This is a genomic window from Paraburkholderia caffeinitolerans (genome assembly GCF_902859945.1).
GTDB classification, from domain to species: Bacteria; Pseudomonadota; Gammaproteobacteria; order Burkholderiales; family Burkholderiaceae; genus Paraburkholderia; species Paraburkholderia caffeinitolerans.
Map to the genome: position 1 here is coordinate 36,109 of NZ_CADIKL010000020.1, position 17,719 is coordinate 53,827.

Here is a 17,719-nt window from a genome sequence, read left to right on the forward strand (position 1 = left end):
GAACGATGCGCTGGCTGGTCATGGGCGCTGCGCTAGACGAGGCCGTCGAAGAGCATGATGTCGACGGTGTCGCCCGCATCGAGGTCGGCGCTTTCGTGAGCGAGCACGATGAAGCAGTTCGCCTCGCTCATCGTGCTGAGCGCGCCGGAGCTTTGCGAGCCCGTGGGTGCGACGCGCCACTGGCCCTGCGCATCGCGCTCGGCGATGCCGCGCTGGAATTCGGTGCGGCCCGGACGCTTCCGGATGGGTGTGTCGCAGCGCGCCGGAATGAGCGGCATCGGCTGCGGCGTGGCGCCCGACATCGCGATCAGTGCGGGGCGCACGATCTGGTAGAACGCGACCATGGTGGCGACCGGATTGCCTGGCAGCCCGAACAGCAGCGCCGCGCGCCCGGCGCCGGGGCGGCCGCCCGACCAGATGCGGCCAAACGCGAGCGGGCGGCCCGGACGCATCGCGAGGCCCCAGAAGGACACATCGCCGAGCGCCTGCAACTGGGTGCGCGTGAAATCGGCTTCGCCGACCGAGACGCCGCCCGAGGTCAGCACGACGTCGGCGCTTTCGGCGGCGGTCTTGAGCGTGGCCGCGAGCGATTCGGGATCGTCGCGTACCCGGCCGAGATCGATCGGCTCGGCGTTCAGACGCTGGAGCATCGCGCCGAGCGTGTAGCGGTTGCTGTCGTAAATGCAGCCGGCGTCGAGCGGCTCGCCGGGCGAGCGCAATTCGTCGCCGGTCGAAAAGAACGCCACGCGCAGGCGCCGCTTCACCGCCACATCGACAATGCCGAGCGAGGCCATCAAGCCGATGTCGCTCGCGCGCAGCACGCGGCCCGCGCGCAGCGCCGCGCTACCGCGCGCGAGGTCTTCGCCCTTGCGGCGGCGATTTGCGCCGGGCGTAACGGCGTCGGCACGGAAGGTGACGGCTGCGGGTTCTGCACCCCCGCTATGCTCTACGCGCTCCTGCGGCACGACGGTGTCGCAGCCGGTGGGCATCGGCGCACCCGTCATGATGCGCACGCACGTCCCTGGCGCGACGGCACCCGTGTAGGGATGGCCGGCAAACGCCTTGCCAGCCACGTTCAGCGTGAGCGTCGCGCTGGCGGGCGCAGCCTGCGCGAGCAGCGATGCGCCATCGAAGGCATAGCCGTCCATGGCCGAGTTATCGTGTGCGGGCACGTCGATCGGCGAGATCACGTCTCTCGCGAGCACGCGCGCAAGTGCATCGCGCAATGGCACGCGCTCGCTTTGCGCGAGCGGCGTTACCCACTGGAGCACGATGGCCTGGGCGGCACTGACGGGCAAGGCTTGTGGATCGAACTGGCCAAGGCTTCCTGCGCTGCCGGAAATACTGTTAAGCGTGGTCATGGAGTGGAGAAGCGTCGCATCCGCACGGATGGGTGTGGCGATCGTCCTGGGGAGCGTGCGTCAGGCCGGTGGCGGGCGGCGGCGGTCGAGCCGGACGCGCTCGTCAGGCACGGTCGAGCTCGGCAAGTTCCTGTAAGGAATTGACATTGTAAAACGCACGCTCGTCGGCAAAGACCACTTCGGCCGCCGTGTGGCGCGCGTACCACGCACGCACTTTGCGCTCGCCCGCGTCAAGGAATGCTGCGAGATCACCAGCGAGCGAGGTGTGGACGAGTGCGAAGACGGGGTGCAGGCTGACTTCGCCGGCCGCGTTCACCGTGGTTGCGGTGGCGATGAGCGTGTTTTGCGCGCGCACCGCAGCGGCTAGCCGTGCGCCGAGATCGGCGGGCAGCCACGGCGAATCGCACGGCGCGCTCAGCAGCCATTCGGTGCCGGCGACGCGCAGGCCGGCAAGCAGTCCCGCGAGCGGGCCGGGGTAGTCGGGCAACGTATCGGCGATGACCTGCGCGTACCACGGCGCGCCGAGTTCGGCGTAGACATCGTGGTTGCGGTTCGCGCTGATGGCGAGTGCGCTCACCTGCGGCGCGAGGCGCGCGAGCACGTGCGCGGCGAGCGGTTGGCCGTGCAGGTGCTGGAGGCCTTTGTCGACGCCGCCCATGCGTTGGCCGCGGCCGCCCGCGAGCACAAGGCCGGTGAGCGCAGCGGTGGGGATGGCGGAGGCCGGCGAGGAGGAGGGCATCGGCGTATCGATGTTTCGCTGTATCAGCCGCCGATATAGGACATTTCGATACGGCGCTCTTCGCCCACGGCCGGAGCGGCGTCGCTGCCGCGCAATTGCGAATAGCGGTCGGCGCGCTGTTCCCAGATGTGGGCAATCGTGTTCGAAATGGCCTCGTCGCTCGCTTCGCCGCGCAGCAACGCGCGCAGGTCGTAGCCCGTCGAGGCGAACAGGCACAGATACAGCTTGCCTTCGGTCGAGAGCCGCGCGCGCGTGCAATCGCCGCAAAATGCGCGCGTGACGCTGGAAATCACGCCGATTTCGCCAGCTCCGTCCGCGTAACCCCAGCGCTGCGCCGTTTCGGCGGCGCTGTGCGCTTCGAGCGGGACGAGCGGGAAGTGCTCGGCGATGCGTGCGACCACGTCGGCGGACGGCAGCACCTCGGCCATGTTCCAGCCGTTCGAGGTGCCCACATCCATGTATTCGATGAAACGCAAGGTCACGCCCGAGCCCCGGAAGTGGCGCGCGAGCGGCACGATTTCGCTGTCGTTGGTGCCGCGCTTGACGACCATGTTGACCTTGATCGGCTCGAGCCCGACCGACTGCGCGACCGCGATGCCGTCGAGCACGTCGGCGACCGAGAAATCGGCGTCGTTCATGCGGCGGAAGAGGGCGTCATCGAGCGCGTCGAGGCTCACCGTGACGCGCGTGAGGCCCGCATCGCGCAATGCGCGCGACTTGCGTGCGAGCAGCGATCCATTGGTCGTGAGCGTGAGGTCCAGCGGCTGGCCTTCAGGCGTGCGCAGCTTCGCGAGCCGCTCGATCAGGAATTCGATGTTCTTGCGCAGCAGCGGCTCGCCGCCGGTCAGGCGGATTTTGGTGACCCCGTGCGCGACGAAAAGCCGCGCGATACGCTCAATTTCTTCGAGCGAGAGAAGCGACGAATGCGGCAGGAACGGGTAGTCCTTGTTGAAAACCGCACGCGGCATGCAGTAGACGCAGCGGAAGTTGCAACGGTCCGTGACCGAGATGCGCAAGTCGTGCAACGGCCGCGCGAGGGCGTCGAGCAGCTCGCCAGACGGCGCGCGCACGGTCTGCGCTGCCGGGCTGGGCGGCAGCGAGCGGATGTCGGCAACAGGGATGATGCGTCGGGCCATGGTGTGTTCGTTCTCTCGATGGTTCGATTCTAGCTGAACCTCACCTTGCGCACAGACAAGGGTGAACGCTGATATATCAAAAAAAAGCCCGCCGAAAGAGGCGGGCTTCGTGTTGCGATGCGGCATTGTCGCCGGTGCCGGAAGCGATCCTGAGGTCGACTTCCGGTCCGGCTGACTCGCACGGGCCGGTTAGGGCTGGCGGTCCGTCTCCACTTGCTGCATCGGCGCGCTGTCGGCCGGCGGCAGGGGCTTGCGCTCACGCGGCACGCGTGCGGGCTTCACCACTTGAGCGGCGGCGTCCTGCGCGGCGCGCAGCTTGGTGGCGTCGGTGTTGACCCACTCGAGGCCTGCCGACTCCAGCATCGGACGCAGCGTGTCGGCCGTGGCGGCAACGCTCGCTTGCGTGTGACGCTGAGTCGCGGGCTCGGCGACCGGCGCTGCGGCCTCGGCTTGTGCCACGACAGCTTCGGCACGCGTTTCGACCGGCGCAGGTTGAGCGACGACCGGAGCCGGCTCGGTGGCCGCTGCCTGCGGAGCTTCGACGCGCTCCTCGCTGATCGCCGGTGATTCGGCGGCTGCACGCTCTTCGACCTGGGCAGCCGGCGTCGCGACAACGGCCACCGGTTCCACAACGGCTTGAGCCGGCGTGGCGGCTGCGACCGGTTCGACAGCGGGCGCGACAGGCGCAGCAACCGGCGCTTCGGGCGTGGCTGCAACCGCGGTTTCGGCCGGTGCTGCCGGAACGATTGCCGGTGCTTCAACAGCCGGTGCTTCGGTTGCCGGCGCAGCGGGCGCTTGCACGGCTTGTTCCGCTTGAGCCGAGTGTGTGGCTTCGGCGGCTGCGGCGGCTGCGACTGGCAGGGCTGTCGCGACCACCGCCTCGGTGACGGAAGCGTGAACGACGGCTTCAACGCGTTCAGCCTGTTCGACCGCGGGCTGCTCGTCAGCGGCGACGTCGTCGGTGCCTTCGTCAGCGCCGGTTGCGCCTTCGAGCCCTTGCGTGCCTTCCGCATCGCGCTCGCGGCGACCACCACGGCGGCCACGGCGGCGACGACGGCGCTCTTCACCTTGCGGTGCGCCGTCTTCATCCGTGCCAGCGTGGGTCACGCCGTCGGTGAGGGCGGCCTGGGCTGCTTCGGCGACCTCGGCTTCAGTGCTTGCGGCGTCGAGGCGTGCCTCTTGTGCCTCGGCGGCTTCGGGCTGCTGCTGACGGCGGCGTTCGCCACGTTCGGCGCGCTCACCACGCTCGGTGCGCTCACCGCGTTCACGGCGCTCGCCACGTTCCTGGCGTTCGCCGCGCGGGGCGGCTTCGGCTGCATCTTCGCTGCGGTCCTGGCCACGTTCGACGCGTTCGATGCGCTGCTCGCGTTCGGCGCGGGGCTCACGACCCTCGCGTGCTTCACGCGGTTCGCGTTGCTCGCGCGGCTCGCGCTGTTCACGGGGTGCGCGGCCTTCACGGCTGTCGCGGCTCTCGCGGCCTTCACGTCCTTCGCGCGGCTCACGCGGCTCACGCGATTCACGCTCCTCGCGACGGCCCGAGGGCTGGCCGGTGCGTGCACCGCCTGCCGCTTCGCCACGGCCTGCCGCGTCGCGGCTACCGCCACGGCGGTTGCGGTTGCGATCGGTGGAGCCGGCGCCAGTCTTCTCGCCACGCTCGGTTCGGGCTTCGCGTGCCGGACGGCTGGCCTTCTCCTGCTCGACCGGTGCCGGCGCGGGAGCCGGTGCCGGCGCGCCGCCGAAGATGCGCTTGATAAAGGCGAAGAAGCCACCGCCGCTTGCCGGCGCGGCCGCGACCGGTGCGCGAACGGGCATCGGCTCTGCCGCGGGCTTGGGCTGCGCGGTGGGCGCCGGACGCTCGGGCGTGATGCCCTTCACCGCGGCTTCCTGCTTCGGCTTGGCTTCGGCCGTGCGCTTGCTGTAGCCGGTCTCCGACTCGAGCTCGCGTGCAGCCTCTTCGGCCATCTTCCACGAGGCGCGCGGGTCGTCGAGGCGCGCATCGTCGTGACGCAGGCGCTCGAGCTTGTAGTGCGGCGTTTCGAGGTGCTTGTTCGGGATCAGCACGACGCCGACCTTGAAGCGCGACTCGATCTTGTTGATTTCCGCGCGCTTCTCGTTGAGCAGGAAGGCGGTCACTTCGACAGGCACCTGGCAATGGATTGCCGCGGTGTTTTCCTTCATCGCCTCTTCCTGGATGATGCGCAGGACCTGAAGCGCCGACGATTCCGTATCGCGGATATGGCCCGTGCCGTTGCAGCGCGGGCAAGTGACGTGGCTGCCTTCCGAGAGGGCCGGGCGCAGACGCTGGCGCGACAGCTCCATCAGGCCGAAGCGCGAGATCTTGCCCATCTGCACGCGCGCGCGGTCGTGGCGCAGCGCGTCCTTCAGGCGCTGCTCGACTTCGCGCTGGCTCTTGGCCGACTCCATGTCGATGAAGTCGATCACGATCAGGCCGCCCAGGTCGCGCAAGCGCAACTGGCGCGCCACTTCGTCGGCGGCTTCGAGGTTGGTGCGCGCGGCGGTTTCCTCGATGTCGGCGCCCTTGGTGGCGCGCGCCGAGTTCACGTCGATGGCGACCAGTGCTTCGGTGTGGTCGATCACGATCGCGCCGCCCGAGGGCAGCGGGACGGTGCGCGAGTACGCGGTCTCGATCTGGTGCTCGATCTGGAAGCGCGAGAACAGCGGCACGTCGTCGTGGTACCGCTTCACCTTGTTGACATTATCCGGCATCACGATATCCATGAAGGCGCGCGCCTGGTCATGGATCTCGGTGGTGTCGATGAGGATTTCGCCGATGTCGGGCTGGAAGTAGTCGCGGATCGCGCGGATCACGAGGCTCGATTCCAGATAGATCAGCATCGGCTGGCCGGACTGGCCGGCTTGCGACGCGGCTTCGATGGCGCGCCACAGTTGCAGCAGGTAGTTCAGGTCCCACTGGAGTTCTTCGGCCGAACGGCCGATGCCGGCCGTGCGCGCGATGATGCTCATGCCGTCCGGCAGTTCCAGCTGCGCCATGGTTTCGCGCAGTTCCTGGCGGTCGTCGCCCTCGATGCGGCGCGACACGCCGCCGCCGCGCGGGTTGTTCGGCATGAGAACGAGGTAGCGGCCAGCGAGCGAGATGAACGTGGTCAGGGCCGCGCCCTTGTTGCCGCGCTCTTCCTTTTCGACCTGGACGATCAGTTCCTGGCCTTCCTTGAGGGCGTCTTGAATGCGCGCACCGCGCATGTCGACGCCTTCGCGGAAGTACTGGCGGGCGACTTCCTTGAACGGCAGGAAGCCATGGCGATCTTCGCCGTAGTTGACGAAACACGCTTCGAGCGACGGCTCGATGCGGGTGACGATGCCCTTGTAGATATTGCCTTTGCGCTGTTCGCGTCCGGCGGTTTCGATGTCGATGTCGATCAGCTTCTGTCCATCGACGATGGCGACGCGCAGCTCTTCCTGCTGCGTCGCGTTGAACAGCATTCGTTTCATTGAACGGCTCCAGTGCGGCTCATGCACGGCCCTCGGTTCCTGGATGGCGCCCGGCGCTTCGCTGGGCTGCATGGGGGAGAGGGTCGCGGCAAGCCGCGCCTTATTGTGTTTTCACAAGCACGCTGGAGCAGGAACGATGGCGGGGAGAATTGCCTTGCGGGCGGCCGGTCTGGCGTTGCGTTGCCATGGACGGGCCGCGTGGGCACATGCGAAATACGTCTTCAATAGCGGCCAGACGCGCGGGGGGCACGGTTTTCCTGCGCTTCCGATCCGTCTGTCGCCGCTTGTTGCCCGCTTGTAGCCGCTGATTGCCGGCTTGCGTCGGTGCTGTGTGCGTTGGCGGCAAACTGCGCCACGCACTATTGCGACAGAACATGGGCCGCAGCCGCGAACTGCGCGCGCTGCTGGCTGGATCTGCTTTGTGGCCTCGGGCATCGAGCCCAGGACCACGTACGGGAAGCTTTCAGAAACGCCCGTCTTCCCCCTCGGGGTGTCTCGCCACTTTTGACGTCGCCATATCCCGCACATTGCCGGGACGCATCAGGCGCTCGCCGTATTTTCGCCACCAGCGCGTCGGGCTGCAGTCGCTCGAAAATGTTGCGACCGCGCGGCATGACGCGCCGGATGAATTCTTTATACCAACCTTCCGTTACCGTCGGAGCCCGCCTCGACCGAACGTGCCTGTGGGCGCCGTCCCTGCCGCGCGGACTTCCGTGCGTGCAACTCGTTGCATCTCTAAAACGGGGTGAGCAACCGGCCCCGGGCGCAAGTAAAATATCGGTTTATCGCTTGCCGCCTGCGCATGCCGCGCGGTTCAAGATCCCGGAGAAGCGCCCTTGGGTATTGGTCGGGCGAATCAGGAACTTTTTGGCCGTTTGGCCTGCCGTCGCGTCAGCGCTGGGCAAATTATATTCAGAATGAAAGAGTTAGGCAAAATATCCCAGAATCAGGTCGCGAGCGACCAGGTTTCGTTCGTCGAGATCGACGAAGGTTCCGCCGGTCAGCGAATCGACAATTTCTTGTTGCGCGTGTGCAAAGGCGTGCCGAAGAGCCATATCTACCGGATTCTGCGCAGCGGGGAAGTGCGCGTGAATAAGGGGCGAATCGACGCACAGTACCGGCTCGAGATGGGCGATGTCGTGCGCGTGCCGCCCATACGCGTCGCCCAGCCGAGCGAGCCTGCGGGCGCGGCGCCCGTGCCGGCGGCGCACTTCAGCGTGCTGTATGAGGACGAAGCGCTGCTCGTGATCGACAAGCCAGCCGGCGTGGCTGTGCATGGCGGCAGCGGCGTGGCTTTCGGCGTGATCGAACAGTTGCGCGAGGCGCGGCCGCACGGCAAATTTCTCGAACTCGTGCACCGGCTCGACCGCGAGACCTCCGGCGTGCTGATGCTCGCGAAGAAGCGCTCGGCGCTGGTCGGCCTGCACGAGCAGATGCGCGACAACAAAACGGACAAGCGTTACTACGCGTGCGTCCACGGCGAGTGGGCGAACGACTGGGGGCGCCGGCGCGCCGTGAAGGAGCCGCTGCACAAGTATCTGACCCCTGAAGGCGAGCGGCGCGTGCGCGTGCAGCCCGACGGCCAGCCGTCGCATACGGTATTCAATCTCGTCGAGCGCTGGCCTGGCTACGCGCTGGTCGAGGCCGAGCTCAAGACCGGCCGCACCCATCAGATCCGCGTGCATCTCGCGCATCTGGGCCTGCCGATCGTCGGCGACGCCAAGTACGGCGACTTCGCGCTCAACAAGGCGCTCGCGCGCACCGGTGCGAAGCCCGGCGTCAAGCGCATGTTCCTGCATGCGTACCGGTTGAAGCTCACGCACCCGATCACGGGCGCGCCGCTGCAATTCGAGGCGCCGCTGCCGCCCGAGTTGCGCAGCTTTGTCAGCGAGCTGCGCGCGCAGCGCGAAGCGGCTGGCGAAGGCGGGAGCCATACCGCTGCACGGCCCGAATAAGGGTGCGACGCTGCCGGCTGCCGCGACGAACCGGGGAGCACACCGGACTCAAGAATTACAGTGTTTGGAGAAGGACCGCATGGCCCGAGAGCAATTTGACCTGATTGTGTTCGACTGGGACGGTACGCTGATGGACTCGACCGCCCACATCACGCGCAGCATCCAGGCCGCGTGCCGAGACCTGGGACTGCCGGTGCCCGGCGACGAAGCCGCGAGCTACGTGATCGGCCTTGGCTTGCGCGAGGCATTGCAGATTGCCGCGCCCACGCTCGACCCCGCCGACTATCCGCGCCTCGTGGAGCGTTACCGCATTCATTACCTGCTGAAGGACCAGCAGACCGAGTTGTTTTCGGGCGTGCGCGAGATGCTCACTGAGCTGCGCGACACGGGCTATCTGCTCGCGGTGGCGACCGGCAAGAGCCGGGTGGGGCTGAACCGCGCGCTGGCCGAAGCCAACCTGACGAGCTTGTTCGACGGCACGCGCTGTGCCGACGAAACCTTCTCGAAGCCGCATCCGGCCATGCTCCAGGAGCTCACGCGCGAACTGGGGCAGGATCTGAACCGCACGGTGATGATCGGCGACACGACACACGACCTGCAGATGGCCGCGAACGCGGGCGCGGCGGGCGTGGGCGTGGCTTACGGCGCGCATTCGTCGGGCGCGCTGGCCGGGCTTGCGCCGCGGTTCATCGCGCCGGACGTGGCCGCGCTGGCCGGCTGGCTGCGGGAGCACGCATGAACGCGCAGCCCAGTGCGAGCGAAACCCGTGAGACGGGCCATGGGCCTGTGCGCGTGTGCGCCGCCGAGGAGCTCGCCGAGGGCGGTGCGGGCCAGCGCATGAGCGCGACCTATGCGGGCGGCGACGCCGTCGTGTTCTTCGTGCGCTACGGCGGCGAAGTGTACGGCTACCTGAACCGCTGCGCCCATGTGCCGATGGAGCTCGACTGGGTCGAAGGCCAGTTCTTCGAGTCGTCGGGGCTCTATATCATGTGCGCGACGCATGGCGCGATCTACCAGCCCGACACCGGCAAATGCGTGGGCGGGCCGTGCCGCGGCGCCCGGCTGCGCGCGGTACGTGTCGAGGAACGCGACACGCCCGAGGGCCGTGCGGTATTCTGGCTCCCAGACGACGATTTGAGTCCGACCCCATCTTGATTTCACTGCCCACGCATGCCCGATAATCTGACCCCTGATGGCGCCGACGGCGGCAAGCCCGGCTGGGAGCGCGAAGCGCTCGAGCGCATCGCCATGGCCGCGATCACCGAGCAACGCTCGGCGCGGCGCTGGAAGATCTTTTTCCGCTTCGCGTTTCTCGCGGTGCTGGTGCTGCTTGCGTGGAGCATCCTCGACTTTTCTGGCGCGCGCGTGGACAGCGGCGGCCGCCACACGGCGCTCGTCACGCTCAGCGGCGAGATTTCGGCGGACACGCCCGCCAACGCCGACGACATCAATAGCGCGCTCGACAGCGCTTTCGACGACGACGGCACCGCCGGCGTGATCCTGCACATCGACAGCCCCGGCGGCTCGCCGGTACAGGCCGGCATCATCAACGACGAGATCCGCCGGTTGCGCGCGAAATACCCGGCCATTCCGCTGTACGTGGTGGTGGGCGATATGTGCGCTTCGGGCGGCTATTACGTTGCCGCTGCTGCCGACAAGATCTATGTGAACAAGGCGAGCATCGTCGGCTCGATCGGCGTGCTGATGGATAGCTTCGGTTTCACGGGCCTGATGGACAAGCTCGGCGTCCAGCGGCGCTTGCGCACTTCGGGTGAGAACAAGGGCTTTTACGACCCGTTCTCACCGAATACGCCGAAGATGGACGCGCACGCGCAGGAGATGCTCGACCAGATTCACCAGCAGTTCATCGACGCCGTGAAGGCGGGCCGCGGCAAGCGCCTGAAGGATGAGCCAGACCTCTTTTCGGGCCTTTTCTGGACCGGCCAGAAGAGTGTCGAGCTCGGCCTCGCCGACGGCTTCGGCGATAGCGACTACGTGGCGCGCGAGATTATCAAGGCGCCGGACATCGTCGACTATACGGTCAAGCAGGGCATCACCGACCGCGTCGCGAAGCGCTTTGGCGCAAGCGTTGGCTCGGCGGCCGTGCATTCGCTGATCTCGGGCGGGAGGGTCTCGGTGCGCTGACTCTGCACAAACTGGCTCAAACTCACGTAAATACGGCCGCTGTGTGATGCACAGCGGCCGTTTTGTTTTGCGGTTGCGCGTGCTGCCGCAGCGCTCAGTTTGTCCTTAGTTCGCCAGCAGCAGGAAGATCGCGGGTCGCTTATGCAACTCGGGCGCCGGCTTCTTTTTCCATTCGGACACGGCGCGGCTCACGATCGTCTCGCTGGGCAGCGTGAGGTCGGCGGCCACGCACACGAGCGTCGAGGGCGCGCAGGTTGCGAGCAGCGCGTCGAGCAGCGCGCGGTTGCGGTAGGGCGTCTCGATGAAGATCTGCGTCTGCTTCGCCTTGCGGGAGATCTGCTCGAGTTCGCGCAGCTTCTTGGTGCGCTCGTTCGCGTCGACGGGCAGGTAGCCATGGAATGCAAAGCTCTGGCCGTTCAGACCCGAGGCCATCAACGCGAGCAGGATCGAGCTCGGCCCGACGAGTGGCACGACCTTGATGCCGCGCTCGTGCGCGCGCCGCACCAGCAGGGCGCCCGGGTCGGCGACGGCGGGCACGCCCGCTTCGGAAACCAGCCCCGTGTCGATGCCGGCCAGAAGCGGCGCGAGCAGCTTGTCGATCTCGCCAGCGGGCGTGTTGACGTTGAGCTCGTGAATCTCGATCTCCTGGATCGGCCGCGTGGTTCCGACGCGCTTCAGGAACGCGCGCGTGGTCTTGGCGTTTTCGCCGATATAGCTGGCCAGCATGCCCGCGCGCTCGCGCACGGGGCCGGGCAGCACGGCGGCGAGCGCGGCGTCGTCGCCGTCACCGAGGGTGTTCGGGATCAGATAGAGCGTGCCCGTGGTCATTGGCGAGCCTCCTGCGGCGTCAGTAGCGGATAGCCGGCGGCGAGCAGCATGCGCGTGAGCTCGATGAGCGGCAGGCCGATCAGTGCGGTGGGGTCGTCGGACTTGATCGCTTCCAGCAGTGCGATGCCAAGCCCTTCCGATTTCGCGCTGCCTGCACAGTCATAGGGCTGCTCGGCGTGCAGGTAGGCGTCGAGCACGGCGTCAGGCAGATCGCGAAAGCGCACCGTGGTTACGACATCGACGGTAGCCGTTTGGCCAGTAGCGGTGTCGAGCAGACTGAGTGCACTATGGAACAACACTTCGCGTCCGCGCATGGCGCGCAATTGCTCGAGTGCGCGCTCGTGAGTGCCCGGTTTGCCGATCTGGAGGCCGTCAAAGGTCGCCACTTGGTCAGAGCCGATCACGAGCGCGCGCCCAGCATCAGCCGGCAAGGCTGCGGCCACGGCGCGGGCCTTGGCCTCGGCCAGGCGCAGCGCCGTGGCGGCGGGCGTTTCGCCGGCGTGCGGTGTTTCGTCGATGGCCGGCACAGCAGTGTCGAAAGGAATGCGCAGGCGCTCGAGCAGCTCGCGACGGTAGCGCGAGCTGGAGGCGAGAATCAGCGTGGGTCGGCTCGGTTGCCGGGCGGGCGCAGCGGTATCCTGCATGATGGTCGGATCGTGAATAATGGTCGTAGGGCGGCGCAGGGCGGACCAGGCATTCGGCGGGCGCATTTACCAACGAATTTGCCAAAATACCCAAGCCGCACAGAGGCTTGCGAGCGTGAGCTTAAGTGTTTGACTCGCAAAGATAAAGACGTTATGATTTTGGGCTTTTCATCGGTACGCTCACCTCGTGCGTCCGGCCAATGTCCGGGTGCAATGAAGGGAAGCGACGAGGGAAGCGGGCCGACAAGATACAGATCGGCAGCAGTGTAGGGCTTTTGCGCCGCCTGCGGGCCGCGCGTCTGGAGCAGGAGAGCGCACATGACCGAACATTCTGGCAAGCCTGCGGGCGCCGCATCGGATGTAGGTGCGGATAAGGGCGCGCTCAATCCGCGCGATTTCGACATTTTCGAATTTGCGCGTAGCGGGCGCGGTGCATCGGGTACGGTGCGTCTCTCGCAACTGCCGCGCATGCTAAACGAAGTCCCGGCCGATGCGCCAGATCGCGACACCGCGTTCACGTGGCAGGCCGAGGGTTTCACGCAACAGGAATTGCAGGACAACGGCACCGAGGGGCCGCAGCCGTACCTGCGGCTCGCGGTTCACGGTGCTGCATGGCTTACGTGTCAGCGTTGCCTCGCTCCCTATGAGCAGGCGTTCAACGCGGACCCGGTCTTCCGGATCGTCCAGACGGAAGATGAGGCGGACGAGTTTTCGCTCGACGACGATGAATTCGATGTGATTGTGGGCTCGCGCCATTTCGATCTCGTCGACTTGATCGAAGAGGAGTTGTTGCTCTCGCTGCCGCTCGTGCCGAAGCACGACGTTTGTCCGGAAATTCACGAAAGCCTCGCCTCGGGTGCCGACGGCGCGGATGGCGTGGATTCCGTCGAAGACGTGCCGGAGCAGGAGGTCGAGCCGGAAGAGCGCGTCAACCCGTTTGCGGCGCTCGAATCGCTCAAGAAGGACGGTCCCGGCAGCAAGCACTAAGGTTTTACCGGGTGGCTGCGGGTGGCGTGCAGTATCAATTCGTGGCCCAGTCCCGGAGTCCGGTCATCCCCCAGGGTGGCGGCGGCCGGATCGGGCTGTGTTAGAATTTGGAAAATTTTCAGGAGTTATCATGGCAGTTCAACAAAACAAGAAGTCGCCGTCGAAGCGCGGCATGCACCGCTCGCACGATTTCCTCACGGGCGCGCCGCTGGCTGTCGAGCCGAGCACGGGTGAAGTGCATCTGCGTCACCACATCAGCCCGAACGGCTACTACCGCGGAAAGAAAGTCGTCAAGACCAAGAACGACTAATCGTCCCAGCGTGCGGCGCGACGGCCCGAATCCGGGCTTGCACAGCGCTGCACATGGCGATTCCGTTCGCTTGACAATTTTTCGGCTCGGCAAAAAAGGCGGCATTCAACTGCCGCTTTTTTGTGCCTGAAATTCGTCGCACTCCATGACCGTTACGCTCACGATAGATTGCATGGGAGGCGACCACGGTCCGTCCGTGACAGTGCCTGCCGCAGTCAATTTCGTTCGCACGCATCCCGATGCGCGACTGCAACTGGTGGGCATCGAGACGGCGATCCGCGCCCAGCTCAAAAAGCTGAAAGCGCAGGACCTCCCCGCACTTTCCGTCGTTCCCGCCACCGAGGTCGTCGAAATGGACGATCCGGTCGAAGTCGCTCTTCGCAAGAAGAAAGACTCGTCGATGCGCGTCGCGCTCAACCGCGTCAAAGAAGGCGAGGCGCAGGCCTGCGTCTCGGCCGGCAACACCGGCGCGCTGATGGCCGTCTCGCGCTATGTGCTCAAGACGCTGCCGGGCATCGAACGGCCGGCCATCGCGTTCGCGCTGCCTAGTGAGCGCGGCTACACGACGATGCTCGACCTCGGCGCGAACGTCGACTGTGAACCGCAGCATCTGCTGCAGTTCGCCGAGATGGGGCACGCGCTCGTTGCCGCGCTCGAGGGCAAGGACCGGCCGACCATCGGGCTCCTGAACATCGGCGAAGAAGTCATCAAGGGCAATGAGACGATCAAGCGTGCAGGCGAGCTGCTGCGCGCGAGCACGCTGAATTTCCGCGGCAACGTGGAAGGCAACGACATTTACAAGGGCACCGTCGACGTTGTCGTCTGTGACGGTTTCGTTGGGAATGTCGCGCTCAAGACGTCGGAGGGCCTCGCGCAGATGCTCAACGACATGATCAAGGAAGAGTTTGGCCGCTCGTGGCTCACGAAGCTCATGGCGCTGACTGCGCTGCCGGTGCTCATGCGCTTCAAGAAGCGCGTCGATCACCGCCAGTACAACGGCGCGGCGCTGCTCGGCCTGAAAAGCCTCGTCTTCAAGAGCCATGGCTCCGCGGATGCTTATGCGTTTGAGTGGGCGATCAAACGCGGGTATGATGCCGTCAAAAATGGCGTGCTGGAGCGTCTCACGCGTGCCATGGAAGAAAACGCCAGTTCACTCGAACAGGCAGCCGGCGGCCAGAACAGCGCCGCCCCAAGGGCTCCCGAGGAGCCGCCCGCGAGTCCATCCGCGAGCTTACCCGCTCAGACGGCGGGCGATCTGCCGCCCGGCGCCGCATCATCCTCGAAGGCATAATGGCTCAATCGACTCTCTATTCCCGCGTGCTCGGCACGGGCAGTTTTCTTCCGCCTGAGCGCGTCACCAATCAGGATCTGGCCGAACGTCTCGCCGCGAAAGGCGTCGAGACGAGCGACGAGTGGATCGTCGCGCGCACCGGCATTCACTCGCGCTACTTTGCGGCGCCCGACGTCACGACCAGCGATCTCGCGCTAGCCGCTTCGCAGCGCGCGATCGCGGCCGCCGATGTCGATCCGCAATCGATCGACCTCATCATCGTCGCCACCTCCACACCCGATTTCGTGTTTCCGAGCACCGCCTGCCTGCTGCAGAACAAGCTCGGCATCCGCAATCACGGCGCGGCGTTCGACGTGCAGGCCGTGTGCTCGGGCTTCGCCTACGCCGTTTCGATCGCCGACAGCCTGATCCGCAGCGGCCAGCACAAGACGGCGCTGATCGTGGGCGCGGAAACGTTCTCGCGCATTCTCGACTTCAACGACCGCACGACCTGCGTGCTGTTCGGCGACGGCGCGGGCGCGATCGTGCTGCAGGCGTCCGACGAGCCGGGCGTGCTCTCGAGCGCGCTCCACGCCGACGGCAGCTATGCGCACATTCTGTGTACGCCGGGCAACGTGAACGGCGGCGTGATCGCCGGCAACGCGTTCCTCCATATGGATGGCCAGGCGGTGTTCAAGCTCGCCGTCAACGTGCTCGAGAAGGTCGCGATCGAGGCGCTCGAAAAAGCACAACTGACGGCTGACCAGGTCGACTGGCTGATCCCCCATCAGGCCAACATCCGCATCATGCAGGGCACTTGCCGCAAGCTCGGCCTGCCCGCCGAGCGCATGGTTGTCACCGTGGGCGAGCACGGCAATACCTCGGCGGCTTCGATTCCGCTCGCATTCGACGTCGCGGTGCGCGACGGCCGCATCAAGCGCGGCCAGAACGTGCTGATCGAAGGCGTCGGCGGCGGCTTTACCTGGGGCGCTTCGGTCATCCGTTTCTGACCTGCCCGAAGCGGGCGCTCCCGCTTGGCCGGGCCTGCGACACACGCGGCCCCGCAAGCGGTTCATCGGAGCGCATCGCCCATCTGTTTTGAACGAATTTTGGGGACGTTATGAAATTTGCGTTCGTATTTCCAGGACAAGGCTCGCAGGCCGTCGGCATGCTCGACGCCTTCGGCGACAACGCCATCGTGCGCGAGACGCTCAAGGAAGCATCCGATGCACTGAATCAGGACCTCGGCAAGCTGATCGCCGAAGGCCCTGCCGACGAACTCAATCTCACCACCAACACGCAGCCGGTCATGCTCACTGCCGCTTACGCCGTTTATCGTGCGTGGCAAGCGGCGGGCGGCCCGGCGCCGGCAATCGTCGCGGGCCATAGCCTCGGCGAATACACGGCGCTCGTGGCTGCTGGCGTGCTCGCGTTCCGCGACGCCGTGCCGCTCGTGCGCTTTCGCGCGCAGGCGATGCAAAGCGCGGTGCCGGTGGGCGAGGGTGGCATGGCCGCCGTGCTAGGTCTCGACGACGACGCCGTGCGCGCGGTCTGCACCGAAGCGGCCGCGGCAAGTGGCGGCGTGGTCGAAGCGGTCAACTTCAATGCGCCGGCGCAAGTCGTGATCGCGGGCCACAAGGGCGCGGTCGAGAAGGCCTGTGAGATCGCCAAGTCCAAGGGTGCCAAGCGCGCGTTGCCGCTGCCGGTTTCGGCGCCATTCCACTCGTCGCTGCTCAAACCCGCTTCGGACCAGCTGCGCGAATACCTCGCGAACGTCACGCTCAATGCGCCGGCCATCCCGGTCGTGAACAATGTCGACGTGGCTTTCGAAACCGATCCCGCGAGGATTCGCGACGCGCTCGTGCGCCAGGCCGCCGGTCCGGTGCGCTGGGTCGAGTGCGTGAAGGCGATCGCTGGGCAGGGCGCGACGCATGTGATCGAGTGCGGTCCCGGCAAGGTGCTCGCGGGCCTCACGAAGCGCATTGACGGCAATCTGACCGGCGCCTCGGTGACCGATCCGAAGTCGCTCGACGAAGCGCTCGCGCTCCTCAAGGCTTAAACCGCCGCATCGGAAAGTATCAAACGCAACGGATTCGAACGATGGAAAAAACTCTCGACAATCAGGCCGCGATCGTGACCGGCGCTTCGCGCGGCATCGGCCGGGCCATCGCGCTGGGACTGGCGCGCCAGGGTGCGACGGTGATCGGCACGGCAACGAGCGAAGCCGGCGCGCAGGCCATTACCGCCGCTTTTGAAGCTGCGGGCGTGAAGGGCCGCGGCGTGGTGCTCAACGTCAACGACGCGGCTGCGGCCGAAGCGCTTATCGATGCGACGGTCAAGGAGTTCGGCGGCCTCGCGATTCTCGTCAACAATGCGGGCATCACGCAGGACAACCTGGCGATGCGCATGAAGGACGACGAGTGGGACGCGGTGCTCGACACCAACCTGAAGTCGGTGTTCCGCCTCTCTCGCGCCGTGCTGCGCCCGATGATGAAGGCGCGCGCCGGCCGCATCATCAACATTACGTCGGTGGTCGGCTCGTCGGGTAACCCGGGCCAGGCCAACTACGCGGCGGCCAAGGCAGGCGTCGCGGGCATGACGCGCGCGCTCGCGCGCGAGATCGGCAGCCGCGGCATCACGGTGAACTGCGTGGCGCCGGGTTTTATCGACACCGACATGACCAAGGATCTGCCCGCCGAGCAGCAGGCTGCGCTCCAGCAGCAGATTCCGCTGGGCCGTCTGGGCAGCCCGGAAGATATCGCCCACGCGGTGGTCTTTCTCGCATCGCCGCAGGCGGGCTATATCACGGGCACTACGTTGCACGTAAATGGCGGGATGTATATGTCTTAACCGGAATCGGGTACTATCCGCGC

The 17,719-nt window shown here is 66.3% G+C and carries 16 protein-coding genes; 10 read left to right on the top strand and 6 right to left on the bottom strand.

Going from position 1 to position 17,719, the window contains the following annotated elements; translation table 11 throughout:
- Nucleotides 1-32: 32 nt before the first annotated feature.
- The 4 genes from moeA to HV773_RS19885 form a co-directional block, all read right to left on the bottom strand.
- Nucleotides 33-1,361, bottom strand: a complete 1,329-nt coding sequence (moeA, locus tag HV773_RS19870) for a molybdopterin molybdotransferase MoeA (protein WP_129562468.1) — start codon at nucleotides 1,359-1,361, stop codon at nucleotides 33-35.
- Nucleotides 1,362-1,464: 103 nt separating this feature from the next.
- On the bottom strand, nucleotides 1,465-2,100 hold the full coding sequence (gene mobA, locus HV773_RS19875) for a molybdenum cofactor guanylyltransferase MobA (RefSeq protein ID WP_129562467.1): 636 nt from the start codon (nucleotides 2,098-2,100) through the stop codon (nucleotides 1,465-1,467).
- Nucleotides 2,101-2,123: 23 nt separating this feature from the next.
- Nucleotides 2,124-3,236 (bottom strand): GTP 3',8-cyclase MoaA, encoded by a 1,113-nt coding sequence (gene moaA / locus HV773_RS19880; RefSeq protein WP_129562466.1) that lies wholly within the window; start codon nucleotides 3,234-3,236, stop codon nucleotides 2,124-2,126.
- Nucleotides 3,237-3,425: 189 nt separating this feature from the next.
- On the bottom strand, nucleotides 3,426-6,707 hold the full coding sequence (locus HV773_RS19885; RefSeq protein ID WP_129562465.1) for an Rne/Rng family ribonuclease: 3,282 nt from the start codon (nucleotides 6,705-6,707) through the stop codon (nucleotides 3,426-3,428).
- Nucleotides 6,708-7,624: 917 nt separating this feature from the next.
- Between HV773_RS19885 and HV773_RS19890 the strand changes: the two genes are divergently transcribed.
- The 4 genes from HV773_RS19890 (at nucleotide 7,625) to HV773_RS19905 (ending at nucleotide 10,807) form a co-directional block, all read left to right on the top strand.
- Nucleotides 7,625-8,662, top strand: coding sequence for an RluA family pseudouridine synthase (locus HV773_RS19890; RefSeq protein ID WP_129562464.1), 1,038 nt, complete (start codon nucleotides 7,625-7,627; stop codon nucleotides 8,660-8,662).
- Between the two features lie 79 nt (nucleotides 8,663-8,741).
- Nucleotides 8,742-9,401, top strand: coding sequence for an HAD-IIIA family hydrolase (locus HV773_RS19895; protein WP_129562463.1), 660 nt, complete (start codon nucleotides 8,742-8,744; stop codon nucleotides 9,399-9,401).
- Nucleotides 9,398-9,817 (top strand): Rieske (2Fe-2S) protein, encoded by a 420-nt coding sequence (locus HV773_RS19900; protein ID WP_129562462.1) that lies wholly within the window; start codon nucleotides 9,398-9,400, stop codon nucleotides 9,815-9,817. Before HV773_RS19895 ends, HV773_RS19900 begins: the two co-directional genes overlap by 4 nt.
- Nucleotides 9,818-9,832: 15 nt before the next feature.
- On the top strand, nucleotides 9,833-10,807 hold the full coding sequence (locus tag HV773_RS19905) for a S49 family peptidase (protein WP_129562461.1): 975 nt from the start codon (nucleotides 9,833-9,835) through the stop codon (nucleotides 10,805-10,807).
- A 105-nt stretch (nucleotides 10,808-10,912) separates the two neighbouring features.
- On the opposite strand, the gene HV773_RS19910 is transcribed toward HV773_RS19905, so the two are convergent.
- Together HV773_RS19910 and HV773_RS19915 are read right to left on the bottom strand one after the other, a co-directional pair.
- On the bottom strand, nucleotides 10,913-11,635 hold the full coding sequence (locus HV773_RS19910; protein ID WP_129562460.1) for an SAM-dependent methyltransferase: 723 nt from the start codon (nucleotides 11,633-11,635) through the stop codon (nucleotides 10,913-10,915).
- Nucleotides 11,632-12,279 carry a Maf-like protein gene (locus tag HV773_RS19915; protein ID WP_129562459.1) on the bottom strand — a complete coding sequence of 216 codons (648 nt, stop codon included), beginning with the start codon at nucleotides 12,277-12,279 and terminating at the stop codon, nucleotides 11,632-11,634. Before HV773_RS19915 ends, HV773_RS19910 begins: the two co-directional genes overlap by 4 nt.
- A gap of 318 nt (nucleotides 12,280-12,597) precedes the next feature.
- Here HV773_RS19915 and HV773_RS19920 point away from each other — a divergent pair, with 318 nt between their 5' ends.
- The 6 genes from HV773_RS19920 to fabG all read left to right on the top strand — a co-directional run bounded on the left by HV773_RS19920 (nucleotide 12,598) and on the right by fabG (nucleotide 17,696).
- Complete coding sequence (locus HV773_RS19920) at nucleotides 12,598-13,266, top strand: DUF177 domain-containing protein (protein WP_129562458.1); 669 nt, start codon at nucleotides 12,598-12,600, stop codon at nucleotides 13,264-13,266.
- A 130-nt stretch (nucleotides 13,267-13,396) separates the two neighbouring features.
- Complete coding sequence (gene rpmF, locus HV773_RS19925) at nucleotides 13,397-13,576, top strand: 50S ribosomal protein L32 (RefSeq protein ID WP_018441573.1); 180 nt, start codon at nucleotides 13,397-13,399, stop codon at nucleotides 13,574-13,576.
- A 145-nt stretch (nucleotides 13,577-13,721) separates the two neighbouring features.
- Nucleotides 13,722-14,867, top strand: coding sequence for a phosphate acyltransferase PlsX (plsX, locus tag HV773_RS19930; RefSeq protein ID WP_129562456.1), 1,146 nt, complete (start codon nucleotides 13,722-13,724; stop codon nucleotides 14,865-14,867).
- Nucleotides 14,867-15,856, top strand: coding sequence for a beta-ketoacyl-ACP synthase III (locus HV773_RS19935; protein ID WP_129562455.1), 990 nt, complete (start codon nucleotides 14,867-14,869; stop codon nucleotides 15,854-15,856). Before plsX ends, HV773_RS19935 begins: the two co-directional genes overlap by 1 nt.
- A 110-nt stretch (nucleotides 15,857-15,966) precedes the next feature.
- A complete protein-coding gene (fabD, locus tag HV773_RS19940) occupies nucleotides 15,967-16,905 on the top strand; it encodes an ACP S-malonyltransferase (RefSeq protein ID WP_129562454.1) in 939 nt (312 codons plus the stop codon).
- A 41-nt stretch (nucleotides 16,906-16,946) separates the two neighbouring features.
- On the top strand, nucleotides 16,947-17,696 hold the full coding sequence (gene fabG / locus HV773_RS19945) for a 3-oxoacyl-ACP reductase FabG (protein ID WP_129562453.1): 750 nt from the start codon (nucleotides 16,947-16,949) through the stop codon (nucleotides 17,694-17,696).
- The last annotated feature ends 23 nt before the right edge of the window (nucleotides 17,697-17,719 follow it).